Annotated in this window: 15 protein-coding genes; 9 read left to right on the top strand and 6 right to left on the bottom strand. The window is 68.4% G+C overall.

The features are described from left to right. Nucleotides 1-62 precede the first annotated feature (62 nt). From V6S85_RS09860 to der, 9 genes are all read left to right on the top strand, one after another. Nucleotides 63-410: an ArsC family reductase gene (locus V6S85_RS09860; protein ID WP_334348832.1), complete on the top strand. Its 348-nt coding sequence runs from the start codon at nt 63-65 to the stop codon at nt 408-410. A 123-nt stretch (nt 411-533) separates the two neighbouring features. Further along, entirely contained in the window at nt 534-1205 is a 672-nt protein-coding gene (locus V6S85_RS09855; RefSeq protein ID WP_334348831.1) for an HAD hydrolase-like protein, read from the top strand. Between the two features lie 117 nt (nt 1206-1322). Beyond that, a complete protein-coding gene (locus V6S85_RS09850; RefSeq protein WP_116564607.1) occupies nt 1323-1721 on the top strand; it encodes a DUF6249 domain-containing protein in 399 nt (132 codons plus the stop codon). Between the two features lie 33 nt (nt 1722-1754). Then, the gene (locus V6S85_RS09845; protein WP_116564605.1) at nt 1755-2330 is read left to right on the top strand and encodes an RNA polymerase sigma factor; all 576 of its coding nucleotides are present in this window, start codon (nt 1755-1757) and stop codon (nt 2328-2330) included. Further along, nucleotides 2323-2703 carry a hypothetical protein gene (locus tag V6S85_RS09840; protein ID WP_116564603.1) on the top strand — a complete coding sequence of 127 codons (381 nt, stop codon included), beginning with the start codon at nt 2323-2325 and terminating at the stop codon, nt 2701-2703. The genes V6S85_RS09845 and V6S85_RS09840 overlap by 8 nt, the downstream gene beginning before the upstream one ends. A gap of 56 nt (nt 2704-2759) precedes the next feature. After that, nucleotides 2760-3587 (top strand): 3-methyl-2-oxobutanoate hydroxymethyltransferase, encoded by an 828-nt coding sequence (panB, locus tag V6S85_RS09835; RefSeq protein ID WP_334348830.1) that lies wholly within the window; start codon nt 2760-2762, stop codon nt 3585-3587. Between the two features lie 220 nt (nt 3588-3807). Continuing rightward, nucleotides 3808-4557 carry a tetratricopeptide repeat protein gene (locus V6S85_RS09830; protein WP_116489595.1) on the top strand — a complete coding sequence of 250 codons (750 nt, stop codon included), beginning with the start codon at nt 3808-3810 and terminating at the stop codon, nt 4555-4557. Nucleotides 4558-4568: 11 nt separating this feature from the next. After that, entirely contained in the window at nt 4569-5981 is a 1413-nt protein-coding gene (locus V6S85_RS09825) for an outer membrane protein assembly factor BamB family protein (RefSeq protein WP_442885651.1), read from the top strand. A gap of 120 nt (nt 5982-6101) precedes the next feature. Then, nucleotides 6102-7889 (top strand): ribosome biogenesis GTPase Der, encoded by a 1788-nt coding sequence (gene der, locus V6S85_RS09820; RefSeq protein ID WP_116564595.1) that lies wholly within the window; start codon nt 6102-6104, stop codon nt 7887-7889. An 18-nt stretch (nt 7890-7907) separates the two neighbouring features. Here der and V6S85_RS09815 read toward each other — a convergent pair whose 3' ends face one another. From V6S85_RS09815 to radA, 6 genes are all read right to left on the bottom strand, one after another. Then, on the bottom strand, nt 7908-9404 hold the full coding sequence (locus V6S85_RS09815; protein ID WP_116564593.1) for a methyl-accepting chemotaxis protein: 1497 nt from the start codon (nt 9402-9404) through the stop codon (nt 7908-7910). 266 nt (nt 9405-9670) lie between these two features. After that, nucleotides 9671-10423 carry an SDR family NAD(P)-dependent oxidoreductase gene (locus tag V6S85_RS09810; RefSeq protein WP_334348827.1) on the bottom strand — a complete coding sequence of 251 codons (753 nt, stop codon included), beginning with the start codon at nt 10421-10423 and terminating at the stop codon, nt 9671-9673. A 44-nt stretch (nt 10424-10467) separates the two neighbouring features. Continuing rightward, a complete protein-coding gene (locus V6S85_RS09805; protein ID WP_334348825.1) occupies nt 10468-11454 on the bottom strand; it encodes a bile acid:sodium symporter family protein in 987 nt (328 codons plus the stop codon). A gap of 140 nt (nt 11455-11594) precedes the next feature. After that, nucleotides 11595-13097 (bottom strand): amidophosphoribosyltransferase, encoded by a 1503-nt coding sequence (gene purF, locus V6S85_RS09800; RefSeq protein ID WP_116489601.1) that lies wholly within the window; start codon nt 13095-13097, stop codon nt 11595-11597. After that, nucleotides 13094-13717 carry a CvpA family protein gene (locus V6S85_RS09795; protein ID WP_334348824.1) on the bottom strand — a complete coding sequence of 208 codons (624 nt, stop codon included), beginning with the start codon at nt 13715-13717 and terminating at the stop codon, nt 13094-13096. The genes purF and V6S85_RS09795 overlap by 4 nt, the downstream gene beginning before the upstream one ends. After that, nucleotides 13714-15096, bottom strand: a complete 1383-nt coding sequence (radA, locus tag V6S85_RS09790; RefSeq protein ID WP_334348823.1) for a DNA repair protein RadA — start codon at nt 15094-15096, stop codon at nt 13714-13716. The genes V6S85_RS09795 and radA overlap by 4 nt, the downstream gene beginning before the upstream one ends. Nucleotides 15097-15264 lie beyond the last annotated feature (168 nt).

Here is a 15264-nt window from a genome sequence, read left to right as displayed (position 1 = left end):
ACGAAAATGCTAATCGGGTGGGGAAGGGCCGACTCGCGGCCGCAAGTTCTGGAGCGCGCCCGGTGACGGTGACGATCTACGGCATCAAGGCCTGCGACACGATGAAGAAGGCCCGCACCTGGCTCGACGATCACGGCGTGGCCTACGCCTTCCACGACTACAAGGTCTCGGGCGCGGTTCGCGCCGACGTCGAGCGCTGGGTAGAGGCGCTGGGCTGGGAAACCGTCCTGAACCGCGCCGGCACGACCTTCCGCAAGCTGCCCGACTCCGACAAGGCCGGCATCGACGCCAAAAAGGCCGTCGAGCTGATGCTGGCCCAGCCCTCGATGATCAAGCGGCCGATGCTGGACGTCGATGGCAAGCTGCTGGCGGGCTTCAAACCCGATCAGTATACGGCCATTCTCGCCTGACGAGCGAAACGCCGCTTGCGCGATTGACGCGAGTTGGCGAACTTTGGGGCGACAAGGGCCGCGTCCAGCGGCTAAGTCTAGGGGAAACAGCCGGTTCGTCCGGCGGCAGGGCATTGAGTGGGCGTGACTTCGGGGCTTCCCTACGATCTGGCGATCTTTGATTTCGACGGCACGCTGGCCGACAGCGGCGCCGTGGTGCTGAAGCTCGTCAACCCGATGGCCAGGATGTACGGCTTCAAGAGCGTCACCGACGAGGAAGTCGAGATGCTGCGCGGCCGTCCCAACCGCGAGATCATCAAGTACCTGGGCGTCTCGGCCTGGAAGATTCCGATCATCGCCGCCCACGGCAAGAAGCTGATGGCCGCCGAGATCGGCTCGATCGGGCTGTTCCCGGGCGTTCCCGACATGCTCAAGGCCCTTTCGGCCGGCGGCGTGCGCCTGGCCGTGGTCAGCTCCAACAGCGAGGCCACCATCCGCACCGTGCTCGGGCCGGACCTGGCCAGGCTGATCGACCACTACGGTTGCGGCGCCTCGCTGTTCGGCAAGGCCAAGAAGTTCACCAAGGTCATCAGGACCGCCCGGGTGAAGCCGGGCCGGGTGATCTCGATCGGCGACGAGACCCGCGACATCGACGCGGCCAACGCCCTGGGCCTGGCGTCCGGCGCGGTGACCTGGGGCTATGCCACCCGCCAGTTGCTGGTCGACCACGCGCCCACCGTGCTGCTCGACGCCGTCGACGACATCGTCTCGCGCCTGACGCTGCGCGCCGACGCGCCGGCCGTCGCCACGGCCTGATCCGCCTTACGAAAGTTTCATCTCGACCGGCGCCTCCAAACGGCGCCGTCAAAGCCTCTTCCCTGTACGAGACGAAAGCGACAGGCTCTCGTCGACACAATTCGAGGGGAACAGGTCATGGAACTTGGAATCCTGGTGCCGTTGGCGCCGTTCATCATGGTCGTCTGCATCGTCGTCATCCCGATGTGGCTCAAGAGCCGCGATCGCCGGGAGATGCAGGCCACCGTCCGCGCGGCCATCGAGAAGGGCCAGGCGCTGCCGCCCGAACTGATCGAGGCGATGACCAAGGAGGTTAAGCCGGCCAAGGTTTCGTCGGCCCTGCGCGACATGCGCACCGGCGTGATCCTGATCGCCGTCGGCGCCGGCATCGCCGTGCTCGGCTTCATGATCGGCCAGATCGAAGGCGATGCGCTGCACCCGCTGCTGGGCGTGTCGGCCATCCCCGCCCTGATCGGCGTCGCCTACGTCGTCCTCAGCTTCTTCAACCCCAACAAGGGCCACCAGTCGGACGTCTGACGCAGGCGCTTGGGGGAAGAGGGGACTTTCATCATGGGCAGCGAACGCCCACCCACCACCGGTCACGATGTCGAGCTGGCGGCCCTGGCCGCCACCGGCGATCGCCGGGCCTATGGGGAGCTCGTGCGCAGGCACGGCTCGTCCGTGAGAGGCCTGCTGCGTCGCCTGGGCGCCGATCCGGCCACCGCCGACGATGTCGCCCAGGACGCGTTCCTGGTCGGCTTCGAGCAGATCGCCGACTATCGCGGCGAGGGGGCCTTCGGCGGTTGGATCAAGAAGACCGCCGCGCGGCTCTATCTGCGCAAGGTCAAGCGCGACGCGCGGCTGATCTTCTCGGACGCCGCGCCGGAGGAGGCTCCGCCGCCCGCCTCGGCCGACGCGCCGGGCGATCGGCTGGATCTCGACGAGGCGCTCAAGGGCCTGTCGCGCGGCGAGCGGCTGTGTGTCTCGCTCTGCTACGGCGCGGACTGGTCTCATGCGGAGGCTGCGGAAGCCTTGAACATCCCGATCGGCACGGTCAAATCCCATGTCAAACGTGGTCTGGATAAACTCAGGGCCAGGCTGGCCCCGCCCACGGACGTCTCGGCGCGGAGGGAAGGTCATGGTTGATCGTGATTTCGACGCCCAGCTTTCGCGGCTGTTCGCGGATCCGCCGGCGTTTTCCGACGCCGAGGCCTTCCGCGCCCGCGTGGAGAGCCGCCTCGACCGGGGGTGGACGCTGCGGCGACTGGCGATCGGCGCCGCCGGCGGCGTCGCCGGCCTGTTCGCGGTGGGGCAGCTGATCACCAGCCGTTTCGCGACCGACCTTCGTCACGCGTCCAGCGAAGGCGTTTCAGGCGTAGACCTCGGCGTCGACAAGGTGATGGCCCAGGTGAATCAGTTCGTCTCCACGCCGGCCAGCGTAGAAACCCTTTGGCTCGGCGCCGCCCTTGCGGCTATCGCTCTGACCTTCGCCATCACCCGACTGGTCGAAGAGTTCTAATCCGGAGGGGCGGCCCGCGCCGCGCTCCGGTCGTCGTCACAGAGCCGGAGCGAGTTTTGTCCGCCCATCGTCAGGAGACGGTCCGCCGTCTCGCCGCCCCCGATATCGCCGCCCGCAAGGGCGGCGTTCCGATCGTCTGCCTCACCGCCTACACCGCCCCGGTGGCCGCCGCCCTCGACGACGCCTGCGACGTCCTGCTGGTCGGCGACTCGCTGGGCATGGTCGTTCACGGCCTGCCCAACACGGTCGGCGTGACCATGGAAATGATGATCCTGCACGGCCAGGCGGTCATGCGCGGCTCCAGGAAGGCCATGGTCGTGGTCGACATGCCGTTCGGCTCGTACGAGGGCGCGCCCGAAGAGGCCTACGCCAACGCCGTCCGCATCATGAAGGAAACGGGCGCCCAGGCCGTGAAGGTCGAGAGCGGCCCCACCGTGCCCGACACCATCCGCTACCTCGTCGACCGCGGCGTGCCGGTCATGGGGCATGTGGGGCTGCGCCCGCAGGCCGTGCTGGTCGACGGTGGCTTCAAGGCCAAGGGCCGTGACGAGGAAGGCCGCCAGAAGATCCTGGCCGAGGCCCGCGCCACCGCCGAAGCCGGCGCCTTCGCCGTGGTCATCGAGGGCGTGGCCGAAGCCCTGGCCCGAGAGATCACTGACGCCATCGCCCCGCCGACCATCGGCATCGGCGCCTCGGCCGGCTGCGACGGCCAGGTGCTGGTCAGCGACGACATGCTGGGCCTGTTCGACTGGACCCCCAAGTTCGTCCGCCGCTACGCCGACCTGAAGGGCGCGATCGAGAAGGCCGCCGCCGACTACGCCCGCGACGTCCAGGACCGCAGCTTCCCAGGCCCGGCCGAGACGTACTACGCCAAGAAGGATTGAGGGCGCGCTTGAGGCCCTTCCCCCATCAAGGGGGAAGGGGGAGAGTGATAGGCTTCCAAACCGGGGTTCCACGCCGTTGCGGCGGCGGCGGACACGCTATAGGTTCGCCGCCTGCGTCGCGGCCAGAGCCCCGACTCCTGCTGTTTCAACCTTGCGTCGTCCGGAACCGTCCGGGCAGCGACGCCCCGGCGCCGTCGGCGCCCGTACTGGAGCCTCGTTCGTGGTCGATGTGTTTGACGAGGTCGAAGAGCAGCTTCGCTCCGACCGCTACAAGACCTTCGCGCTGAAGTCGCTGCCCCTCCTGGGCGCGGTCGCCGCGATCGCGGTACTGGGCGTGGGCGGCTGGTGGGGCTGGACCGCCTACGAGAGCAACCGCGCCAACAAGGCCTCCGAAGCCGTCCAGGCGACCCTCGAATCCTACGAGAAGGAAGGGCCCGCCAAGGCCTTCACCGAGTTCGAGAAGCTGTCGAAGGAAGGCAACGCCGGCTACCGCGCGCTGGCCTTCATGCAGATGGGCGGCATCCGCCTGGACGAGGGCAAGACCAAGGAAGCCGTCGGTTATTTCGACGAAGCGGCCAAGATTGCTCCCGATCCTGTCATGGGTGACATAGCGCGCCTCAAATCCGCCTTCGCGCTCATGGACACGGCTCCTTATCAGGAGATCGAGTCGAGGCTGACCCCGTTGACCGGCGAGAAGAGCCCTTACCGCGTGCAGGCCAAGGAAGCCCTGGCGTTCGCCAAGCTCCAGGCCGGCAAGACGGCCGAGGCGCGCGGCGACTTCGTCGTGCTCTCGCTGCTGTCGGACGGTTCGGACGACACCCGCCAGCGTGCGCAGGCGGCGATCCAGATGATCGACTCCGGTTCGGCCAAGGCCCTGCCGGCAGCCGTCAAGGCCGCGGCCGCGCTGCCGCCGCCGATCCAACTCGCGCCCGGCCAGCTGCCGCCGGGCCTGCAACCCCAAGCTCAATGAGCCGCCGACCCATGACTCTGAAGCGTTCCCTGCTGCTCGCCGCGATGATGTCGGCCGCGGTGTCGGTGACCGGTTGCTCGACGGTGTCGAAGCTCAACCCCTTCGGCAAGGACGACAAGAACAAGGCCACCGCCAGCCAAGGCCAGCGGATCTCGGTCATCGCCTTCGACCAGAAGGTCGAGGCGGCCGACGGCCTGAAGGGCGTCGACTTCTTCTTGCCCGAACCGCAAGCCCAGGCCGATTGGCGCCTGCCGGGCGGCAACCCCGAGCAATCGGTCGAGCACGTCGCCGCTGGCAAGGACTTCGAGATCGCCTGGCGCAAGGGCTTCGGCCAAAAGGCCAACCGCACCTTCCACATCACCGCCAACCCTGTCTCGGCCGAGGGCAAGATCTTCGTGCTCGACGGCGAGGCCAAGGTCTCGGCGCTAGACGCCGTCACCGGCGAGACGCTGTGGCGCAAGGACCTGCGTCCGGCTCGCCAGCCGGGCAAGCGCGGCTTCCTGGGAATCGGCGGCCGCAAGGACGACACTCGCGGCTTCGGCGGCGGCGTGGCCTATGCCGACGGCAAGCTCTACGTTTCGTCGGGCTTCCGCTTCGTGGCCCAGCTCGACGCGGCCACCGGCAAGGAAAACTGGCGCCAGGCGACCAGCACGCCGGTCCATGCCGCGCCGACCGTGGCCGATGGCCGCGTCTTCGTGGTGTCGACCGACAACGAACTGCTGACCTATTCGGCCGCCGACGGCGCGCCGGGCTGGACCTACCAGGCCCTGATCGAGCCGGCCCGCATCCTGGGCGGCTCGAGCCCGGCCATCAGCGGCGACACCGTCGTCGCCGGCTTCGCCTCGGGTGAACTGGTGGCCCTGCGCACCGGCAACGGCAACGACCTGTGGAGCGAGGCCCTCAGCCGCGCCAGCCGCACCAACGCCCTGTCGGAACTGCGCGACATCGCCGGCCGTCCGGTGATCTACAAGGGCGACGTCTACGCCGTCAGCCACTCGGGCGTGTTCTCCGCCACCGACCTGCGCACCGGCCAGGCCCGCTGGACCCTGCCGGTCACCGCGATCACCACGCCCTGGCCCGTGGGCGACGTGGTCTACGTGGTCGACAAGGCCGGCCAGGTGATCTGCGCCTCGCGCGACGGCGGCCAGGTTCACTGGATCCGCGACCTCAACGAGACCGACAAGCTCTCCAAGAAGCAGAAGAAGAAGCTGGCCAAGCGTCCGCGCATCTGGTCCAGCCCGATCCTGGCTTCGGGCCGCCTGATCACGGTGTCCAGCTACGGCGAGGCCGTGGCCCTGAACCCCAAGACCGGCGCCACGGAAAAGACCCTGAAGATCGGCGCGCCGGTGCTGCTGGCCCCGATCGCCGTGGGCGACAAGATCTACGTCACCACCGACGACGCCGATCTGATCGCCATTCGCTGATCCGATCCGGGGCCTTCGGGCCTCGGCTGAACTCGTAACCTGTCCCGGGCCCGGGCCGGCGAATCGCCGGCCCGGGCTTGTTGCTTTGCCGGGACCCGAAAAATCGACTACTGACCGCCTATGCCTTTGAAACTCGCCATCGTCGGCCGCCCCAATGTGGGCAAGTCCACGCTGTTCAACCGCCTCGCCGGCAAGAAGCTGGCCCTGGTCGACGACCAGCCGGGGGTCACCCGTGACCGCCGGTTCGCGCACGGTCGCCTCGGCGACCTCGATCTGGAGCTGATCGACACCGCCGGCTTCGAGGACGTCACCGACGAAAGCCTCGAGTCGCGCATGCGCGCCCAGACCGAGCTGGCGATCGACGAGGCCGATGTCGCGCTGTTCGTCTTTGACGCCCGCGAGGGCCTGACGCCGCTCGACAGGATCTTCGCCGAGATGCTGCGCCGCCGGAACAAGCCGGTCGTGGTCGCGGCCAACAAGTCCGAAGGCAAGCAGGCCGAGATCGGCGCCGCCGAAGCCCACCGGCTGGGCCTGGGCGATCCGATCCCGATCAGCGGCGAGCATGGCGAGGGCATGGCCGACCTCTACGCCGCGCTCCTGGCGGTGACGCCCGAGGAGCTGCAGGAAGAGTTCGAGGACTACGACGACGACACCAAGCCGATCAAGATCGCCATCATCGGCCGTCCGAACGCCGGCAAGTCGACCCTGGTCAACCGCCTGATCGGCGAGCAGCGCCTGCTGACCGGCCCCGAGGCCGGCATCACCCGCGACTCGATCTCGGTCGACTGGACCTGGGACGGCCGCAAGATCCGTCTGGTCGACACCGCCGGCCTGCGCAAGAAGGCCAAGGTCAACGAGAAGCTCGAGAAGCTCTCGACCCAGGACACCATCCGCTCGATGACCTTCGCCGAGGTCGTGCTGCTGGTGATGGACGCCACCCATCCGTTCGAGACCCAGGACCTGCAGATCGCCGACCTGGCCGAGCGGGAAGGGCGCTGCGTCGTCTTCGTGCTGGCCAAGTGGGACCTGATCGAGGATCCCGGCCAGATCCTCAAGGAATTCAACGAACACGCCGAGCGCATGCTGCCCCAGCTGCGCGGCGCGCCCGTCGTGGCGCTGTCGGGCGAGACCGGCCGCGGCGTCGAGCGCCTGATGCCGGCCGTGATCAAGACGCACCGCGACTGGTCGACCAAGGTCAAGACCCGCGACCTGAACGACTGGCTGCAGCTGGCGATGCAGCGCCATCCGCCGCCCTCGGTCGGCGGCAAGCGCGTGAAGCCGAAGTACATGGCGCAGACCAAGGCCCGCCCGCCGACCTTCGTGCTGTTCTCCAGCCGCGCCGACCAGATGCCCGACCACTACCGTCGCTATCTGGTCAACAGCCTGCGCGAAAGCTTCGACCTGCCGGGGGTGCCGCTTCGCATCACCATCAAGTCGGGCGCCAATCCCTATGCCGACGCCGAGCAGGGGTATGTTGTTAAGGGCAAGCGCGCCTTCGAGAAGAAGGAAGCCGAGAAGGCCCGCCTGAAGGCCTCGCGCAATACGGTCAAGAAGTCGGCCCAGAGGGCCGCGATCCTGGCCGAGGCTTCGGCGGACGCCGGCGCTGCCGCCGCGGGCAAGCCTGCTCCGATCAAGGCTGTCTCGGCCAAGGCCGCCTCCGGCAAGGCCGGGGCGGTCAAGGCCGATGCCGGCAAGAGCGAGGCGGTCAAGTCCGACCCCGGCAAGGCGGCCGTCAAGTCGGTGAAGCCGCAGGGGCCCAAGGCCCAGAAGAAGGTCTCGACCACCCCGAGCTACAAGGTCGGGACCAAGACGGCCGGCGGCAAGGCCGGTGGTCCGCGCCGTCCGGTGGCGGGCTCGCGTGTGGTGCGAGGCAACAAGACGCCCGGCGGAAAGCCCAAGGGGCGCTAGTTCAAGGCGGGGAGGAGGCTAGAACTCCTCCCAGTCCTGGCCGACCGCGACGCCCGGGCGGAACGACTGGGCGATGCGGCTCTGGGCGGCGGCCACCGGGTTCTCGGTCGCCGGACGCTGGGCCGGCGGCGCCGGTCGAGCGACCGCCTGGGCCGGAGCCGCGCCGGTTTCGAAGCGTGAGACCAGCTCGGCCAGCGACGAGGCCTCGTTGCGCAGGCAGGCCGCCGCGGCCGTGGCCTCCTCGACCATGGCGGCGTTGCGCTGGGTCACCTGGTCCATCTGATTGATGGCGGTGTTGACCTGGTTGAGACCCGTGGCCTGCTCGTGGGCCGACTGGGCGATTTCGGAAATCAGGGTGTCGATCTCGGCGATGCGGCCGACGATGCCGGTCAGCGACTGGCCGGTGTCGCTCACCAGCTTGGCGCCGCGATCGACCTGGCTGCTGCTGTTGGCGATCAGGGTCTTGATCTCCTTGGCCGCCTCGGCCGAGCGCTGGGCCAAAGCCCGCACTTCCTGGGCGACGACCGCGAAGCCGCGGCCGGCCTCGCCGGCGCGAGCCGCCTCGACGCCCGCGTTGAGAGCCAGGAGATTGGTCTGGAAGGCGATCTCGTCGATCACCCCGATGATCTGGCCGATCTTGCCCGAGCTCTGCTCGATCTCGCCCATGGCGGCGATGGCGTCGCGCATGATCTCGCCCGAGCGGGTGACTTCCTGGCGGGTGCTGGAGGCGGCGGTGGAGGCCGCGCGGGCTCCCTCGGCGCTGCGGCGCACCGTGGCGGTGATCTCGTCCAGCGCCGCGGCGGTCTCCTCCAGCGCGGCCGCCTGCTGCTCGGTGCGCTTGGAAAGGTCTTCGGAGGCTCCGGTGATCTCGTTGGAACCGTTGTGCACGCCCTGGGTCGACTGGCCGATCTCGGTCATCGCCTGGCGCAGCGACTGCAGGGCGGCGTTGTAGTCGCTCTTGATCGAGGCGAAGCGGCCGTCGAAGGCGGCGGTGATGTCGGCCGTCAGGTCGCCGCCGGCCAGGCGCTTGAGGTTGTCGGCCAGGGTCAGCACCACCGCGCCCTGTTCGGCCTCGGTGCGGCGCAGGGCCTCGTTGGCCATCCGCTCCTGTTCGGCCTGGGTGATGTCGGTGCAGAACTTGATGACCTTGCAGGGCTTGCCCGCGGCGTCGAACACCGGGTTGTAGGCGCCCTGGATCCAGATCTCGACGCCGCCCTTGCCCTGGCGCTGGAACTTGCCGGCGAAGAACTCGCCGCGTCCCAGGTTAAGCCAGAACTGCTTGTATTCGTCGCTGCGGGCGAAGTCGGGATCAGCGAACATGCTGTGATGGCGTCCGCGGATTTCGTCCAGCGAATAGCCCACCGTCTTCAGGAAGTTGGTGTTGGCGGCAAGGATGGTGCCGTCGAGCTGGAACTCGATGACGGCTTGAGAGCGATGGATGGCCGCGACGGTGGCCTCCAGCTCGGCGAGACGCTCGTCGGTCGCGGCGCGACCACGCTTGAACGAAAACGGCATTTGTCCAAACCCCGAGGACCGCGCCGGATTAGCGCTGCATCCTTAGGGTGAGACCGCGAGTCTTATTCCATGCTTAACGAGCGCTGGTTTCCGAAAGCGTCATCTGCGTCAGGTTGTCGCAGTATAGTGTTTTTGGGCTATGTGTCGTGGAGTCGACCACCAGCTTGACCGCAGAAAATCCGCAATTTCCGTCAGGTACGAATGTTTCTCGGTTTATCTGTATTTCACGTGTGAAAACTGAACCTGCGAATGTTTACGAGGTTCAGTTATGCGTTGACGCTTGCTGACTCTTGACCTCGTTCCTTGAAGCGAACGACGCCCTTGGGCGGCTCGCGGTCAGGGCGAGCAAGGTCGACGACGAAGGGCGCGATCTCGGCCGGATCCTGCACGGTCATCGGATCCTCGCCCGGGAAGGCGCCGGCCCGCATCTTGGTGCGCATGGCGCCGGGGTCGATGGAGAAGGCGCGGACCTTGGTGTTCTCCATCTCGTCGGCATAGCAGTCGACGATGGCCTCGAGGCCCGCCTTGGAGGCGGCGTAGGCGCCCCAGAAGGCCCGGTGGCTCTTGGCCACGCTGCTGGTCAGGAAGATCGCCCGACCGGCGTCCGAGGCGCGCAGCAACGGGTCCATGGCCCGGATCAGCCGCCAGTTGGCCGTCAGGTTGGTCGACAGGATCATGTCCCAGCCCTTGGGGTCCAGGTGGCCCACGGGGGTGAGGGCGCCCAGCACGCCAGCCGCGCCGACCACGATGTCGAGCCTGCCGAAGCGCTGGTGCAGGGCCGCGCCCAGGTGATCCAGGCCGTCGGCCTCCCGCAGGTCCAGCGGCACCAGGGTGGCGTGCTCGCCGGTGGCGGCGAAGATCGCGTCGTCCAAAGATTCCAGCGCGCCCTGGGTGCGTCCCAGGGCGATGACGTGGGCGCCGGCCTTCGCCAGGCCCAGGGCGATGGCTTGCCCGATGCCGCGCGTGGCGCCGGTGACGAGGGCGATGCGGCCGGCCAGTGGCGTGTCGGTGGTGGTCATGAGCGTTTCCTGCGCCTCTCGCGGGCGTTTGCTTGTCGGGGTGATCAGGCTGCGTCGTCGGCCGGACGCGCGGCGTAGCGCTGCGCCAGGACCGAACAGGCCATCAGCTGGATCTGGTGGAAGATCATCAGGGGCAGCACCAGCACGCCGGCCGTTGCTCCCGGAAACAGGATGCCGGCCATCGGCACGCCGGTCGCCAGGCTCTTCTTGGAGCCGCAGAACACGATCGCCACCTCGTCGGCCTTGGAGAAGCCCAGCAGGCGCGCGCCCCACATGGTGGCCAGCATGACCAGCGTCAGCAGCACGCCGCAGACCAGCAGCAGCACGACCAGCTCCAGCGGCGAAACCTTGCGCCAAAGGCCCTCGACCACGGCGGCGCTGAAGGCCGAATAGACCACCAGCAGGATCGAGCCGCGATCGACGCGGCCGACCAGGGTCTTGTGCTTCTCGATCCACTTGCCGACCAGGGGGCGGGCGATCTGGCCGGCGATGAACGGGACCAGCAGCTGGATGACGATCGACTTGATCGAGTCCCAACCGCCGACGTCGCCGTGGGCGTTCATCAGCAAGCCCACCAGCACCGGCGTCAGGAAGATGCCGAACAGGTTCGAGGCCGAGGCCGCGCAGACGGCGGCGGCGACGTTGCCGCGACCGATCGAGGTGAAGGCGATCGACGACTGCACGGTCGAGGGCAGGCAGGCCAGGAACACCATGCCCGCCGCCATGGTCGGCGTCAGCACGCCTACCTTGCTGATCGCCAGGCCCAGGATCGGAAACAGCACGAAGGTGAAGGCCAGGATCGTCAGGTGCAGCCGCCAGTGGGTGACCCCGGCGATCACGGCCTCGCGCGACAGCTTGGCGCCGTGCAGGAAGAACAGCAGGGCGATGGCTATCTTCACCACCCACCCCGTGATCTCGGCCGCCTGGCCTCGAACCGGCAGGAACGAGGCCAGCACCACCATGCCGAACAGGGCGATGATGTAGGCGTCGATCTTCAGCTTGGAGAGGACGGCGGAGACGGGATTGGCCAAGAAGCGACTCTCAAATGGATCGTCGCCCGGTCCGTCCGGGCGATCCGAGCGGCCGAAAGATCAAGTTGAACGGGCCGCATACCGGGGGTAGCGCAGCTTGGGTCCCCCGAACAAGTCGGAGGACCCTGGAAAGGCGCTGATTAGGCGCTGACCAGCAGCGACAGCTGCTTTTCGGCCTGGTCGTTGCGGCCTTCGGCGATCTCGCGATCGGTCAGGCGGGTAGGGTAGTCGCCGGTGAAGTAGTGGTCGGTGAACTGCGGGGCGGCCGGATCGCGCGGCGCGCAGTCCAGGGCCTCGTACAGGCCTTCCACCGACAGGAAGCCAAGCGAGTCCACTTCCAGGAACTTGGCCATCTCTTCCAGCGACTTGGTGGCGGCCAGCAGCTGTTCGCGCTCGGGCATGTCGATGCCGTAGAAGTCGGGCCACTTGATCGGCGGGCTGGCCGAGCGCAGGTGCACTTCCTTGGCGCCGGCCTCGCGGACCATGCGGACGATCTTCAGCGAAGTGGTGCCGCGCACGATCGAGTCGTCGATCAGGATGACGCGCTTGCCTTCCAGCACGGCGCGGTTGGGGCTGTGCTTCATGCGCACGCCTAGTTCGCGAACGCCCTGGGTCGGCTGGATGAAGGTGCGGCCCACATAGTGGTTGCGAATGATGCCCAGGTCGAAGGGCAGGCCGCTTTCGGCCGCGTAGCCGATCGCCGCCGGCACGCCCGAGTCCGGCACCGGCACGACGACATCGGCCTCGACGCCGGTCTCGATCGCCAGGCGCCGGCCCATGCGCTTGCGCACTTCATAGACCGAGCGGCCGTTCACGACGCTGTCGGGGCGGGCGAAGTAGACGTATTCGAACACGCAGGGGCGGGCCGCGGGGGCCGCGAACGGGCGCAGCGACTTCACGCCGGTGTCGCTGATGACCACCATCTCGCCATGCTCGACGTCGCGCACGAAGCGGGCGCCGATCATGTCGAGCGCGCAGGTTTCCGAGGCCAGGACCGGCTTGCCGTCGAGGTCGCCCAGCACCAGCGGGCGGATGCCCAGCGGGTCGCGGATGCCGATCATCTTCTTGTTGGTGATGGCCACCAGGGCGTAGCCGCCTTCGATCTGGCCCAGGGCGTCGATGAAGCGGTCGACGATCTTGGCTTTGCGCGAGCGGGCGATCAGGTGGAGGATCACCTCGCTGTCGCTGGTCGACTGGAAGATCGCGCCTTCCTGCACCAGCCGCTCGCGCAGGGTCAGGAAGTTGGTCAGGTTGCCGTTGTGGGCCAGGGCCAGGCCGCCGGTCTCGAGATCGGCGAACATCGGCTGGACGTTGCGGATGAAGCTGCCGCCGGCGGTGGAGTAGCGGGTGTGGCCGATGGCCATGTTGCCCGGCAGGCGCTGAACGAGGTCGGCGCCGGTGAAGGCGTCGCCGACGTGGCCCATGTGGCGTTCGGTGTGGAAGCGGGCGCCGTCGAAGGCGGCGATGCCGCAGGCTTCCTGGCCGCGGTGCTGCAGGGCGTGCAGGCCCAGCGCCGCGATGGCGGCGGCGTCACGGGCGCCGAACACGCCGAACACGCCGCATTCCAGGCGCAGCGTGTCGTCCTCGGGATCGCGCCAGGGCGCGGACGAGAAGCGGTCGGTCGACTGGCCGATAGACGTCATTGCGATTTCTCCACCAGGTCGTCGAGCTTCCGACGCTGGTCCTTATCATAGCCTTCTTCGCCGCGCTCGGCGTCGGACGGTTTGTCGCTGGCCCCGTCGCGGACGGCGTCCTCGATGGCGGGGGCAAGCTTGCCGGCCAGGCCCGCGCCCTTGGGGGCGAACACTTTCAGCACCTGGGCGCTGGCGTTGGACAGCGGATAGAACATCGACTCCGACACCCAGGCCGGCACGCGGTCGCGCGGCGTGGCCATGTGGAAGACGAGGTTGAAGACGCCCAGCACCACCAGCGCGCGCAGCAGGCCGAAACCCAGGCCGACCAGGCGGTCCAGCAGGCCCAGCGCGCCGTCGGCGTGCAGGGTCTTGGTCAGCTGGCCGCCGACCAGGCGCAGGGCGACGAAGGCGATGACGAAGGTGACCAGGATGGCGGCGGCGGTCGCCGCCCAGTCCGGGTCCATGAATTCACGAAAGAGCGGGCCGGTCAGGCGCAGGCCCAAGAGGGCCACCACGGCGGCGACGATGAACGACAGCGCCGAGGTCAGCTCGCGCGAGGCGCCGCGGAAGAAGCCGACGGCGCCGGAAACCAGCAGGATCAGTCCGGCGATGATGTCGAACGGCGTCACGCGTGCGAGCTCCAGATGTCGTTCTCGATTCTGCGAACCGCGTCGGCCAGTCGCGCCGCGCCGGCCACCGGCAGGGCGCCGCCGCCTTCGGGCAGGCCCGACAGCGGTCCCAGCGCGCGGCCGAACCCGAGCTTGGCGGCTTCCTTCAAACGCGACTCCATTCGGCTCACAGGCCGGATCTCGCCGGAGAGGCTGACCTCGCCGAACACCACGCAGTCCTGCGGCAGGGCGACATCGAGGGCCGAGGAGGCCAAAGCGGCCGCCGCCGCGAGGTCGGCGGCGGGTTCGGTGATCCTCAGCCCGCCGGCGACGTTCAGATAGACGTCCTTGTCGCCAAAACCAAGGCCGCAGCGCGATTCCAGCACCGCGAGCACCATGGCCAGGCGTCCGGAATCCCATCCGACCACGGCGCGCCGGGGCGTTCCGTACGCGGAAGGCGCGACCAGGGCCTGGAATTCGACCAGAACGGGCCGCGATCCCTCGATGCCGGCGAACACCGCGGCGCCCGCCGCGCGCTCGCCGCCCTCGTTGAGGAACAGGGCCGAGGGGTTCTTCACTTCGCGCAGGCCGATGTCGCCCATCTCGAACACGCCGATCTCGTCGGTGGCCCCGAAACGGTTCTTGGCGCCGCGCAGGATGCGGAACGGATAGCCGCGCTCGCCCTCGAAGCTCAGCACCGCGTCGACCAGGTGCTCGACCACGCGCGGGCCGGCGATCTGGCCGTCCTTGGTGACGTGGCCGACCAGCAGGATGGCCACGCCCTGCTTCTTGGCCAGGCGCACCAGTTCGGTGGCGCAGGCGCGCACCTGGGTCACCGTGCCGGGGCCGGCCTCGTGAGCGTCGCTCCACATGGTCTGGATCGAGTCGATGACCACCAGGTCGAACTTGTCGCGCTTGAGACCATCCAGGATGTCTCGCAGGCTGCTCTCGGCGGCCAGCTTCACCGGCGCGCTGGCCAGGCCCATGCGGTCGGCGCGGCCGCGGATCTGCTCGACGGCCTCCTCGCCCGAGATGTAGGCGCAGGAGACGCCCCGGCTCGAGGCGTTGGCGCAGACCTGCAACAGCAGCGTCGACTTGCCCACCCCCGGGTCGCCGCCGATCAGGATCGCCGAGCCGGGCACCACGCCGCCGCCGCAGACCCGGTCGAACTCGTCGACGCCGGTCAGGATGCGGGGCGGGGCGGGGGTGTCGCTCTCCAGGCCGGTGAACTGCAGGCCGCGGTTGCGCGTGGCCTTGGTGGTCGACATCGCGCCGGGCGGGCGTACGCCGACCTCTTCGACGAGGGTGTTCCAGCTCTGGCAGGCGGGACATTGCCCGGCCCACTTGGCTTGGACCGCCCCGCAGGACTGGCAGGCGTAGACGGCGCCGTCGCGGGCCATGAGGTCTCCTGATTCTCGAATGGGTGCAGACTACAGGTTGGCGGCTCCCTGCGCCAAAGCCGGACGCAGGCCGGGATCCGGGATGTCGCCGAACCTTGTTCCCGTTTTGGGTGTGTTCGGTGTAGATAAGTATCGGGGGGCGCAAATTCAGGATCTTGCTGGAGGCGC

The sequence above is a fragment of the Caulobacter sp. CCNWLW153 genome, assembly GCF_036889365.1.
Taxonomy (GTDB): Bacteria; Pseudomonadota; Alphaproteobacteria; order Caulobacterales; family Caulobacteraceae; genus Caulobacter; species Caulobacter radicis.
The sequence above is the reverse complement of the archived record's forward strand: the minus strand, read 5'-3'. Positions and strand labels throughout refer to the sequence as shown.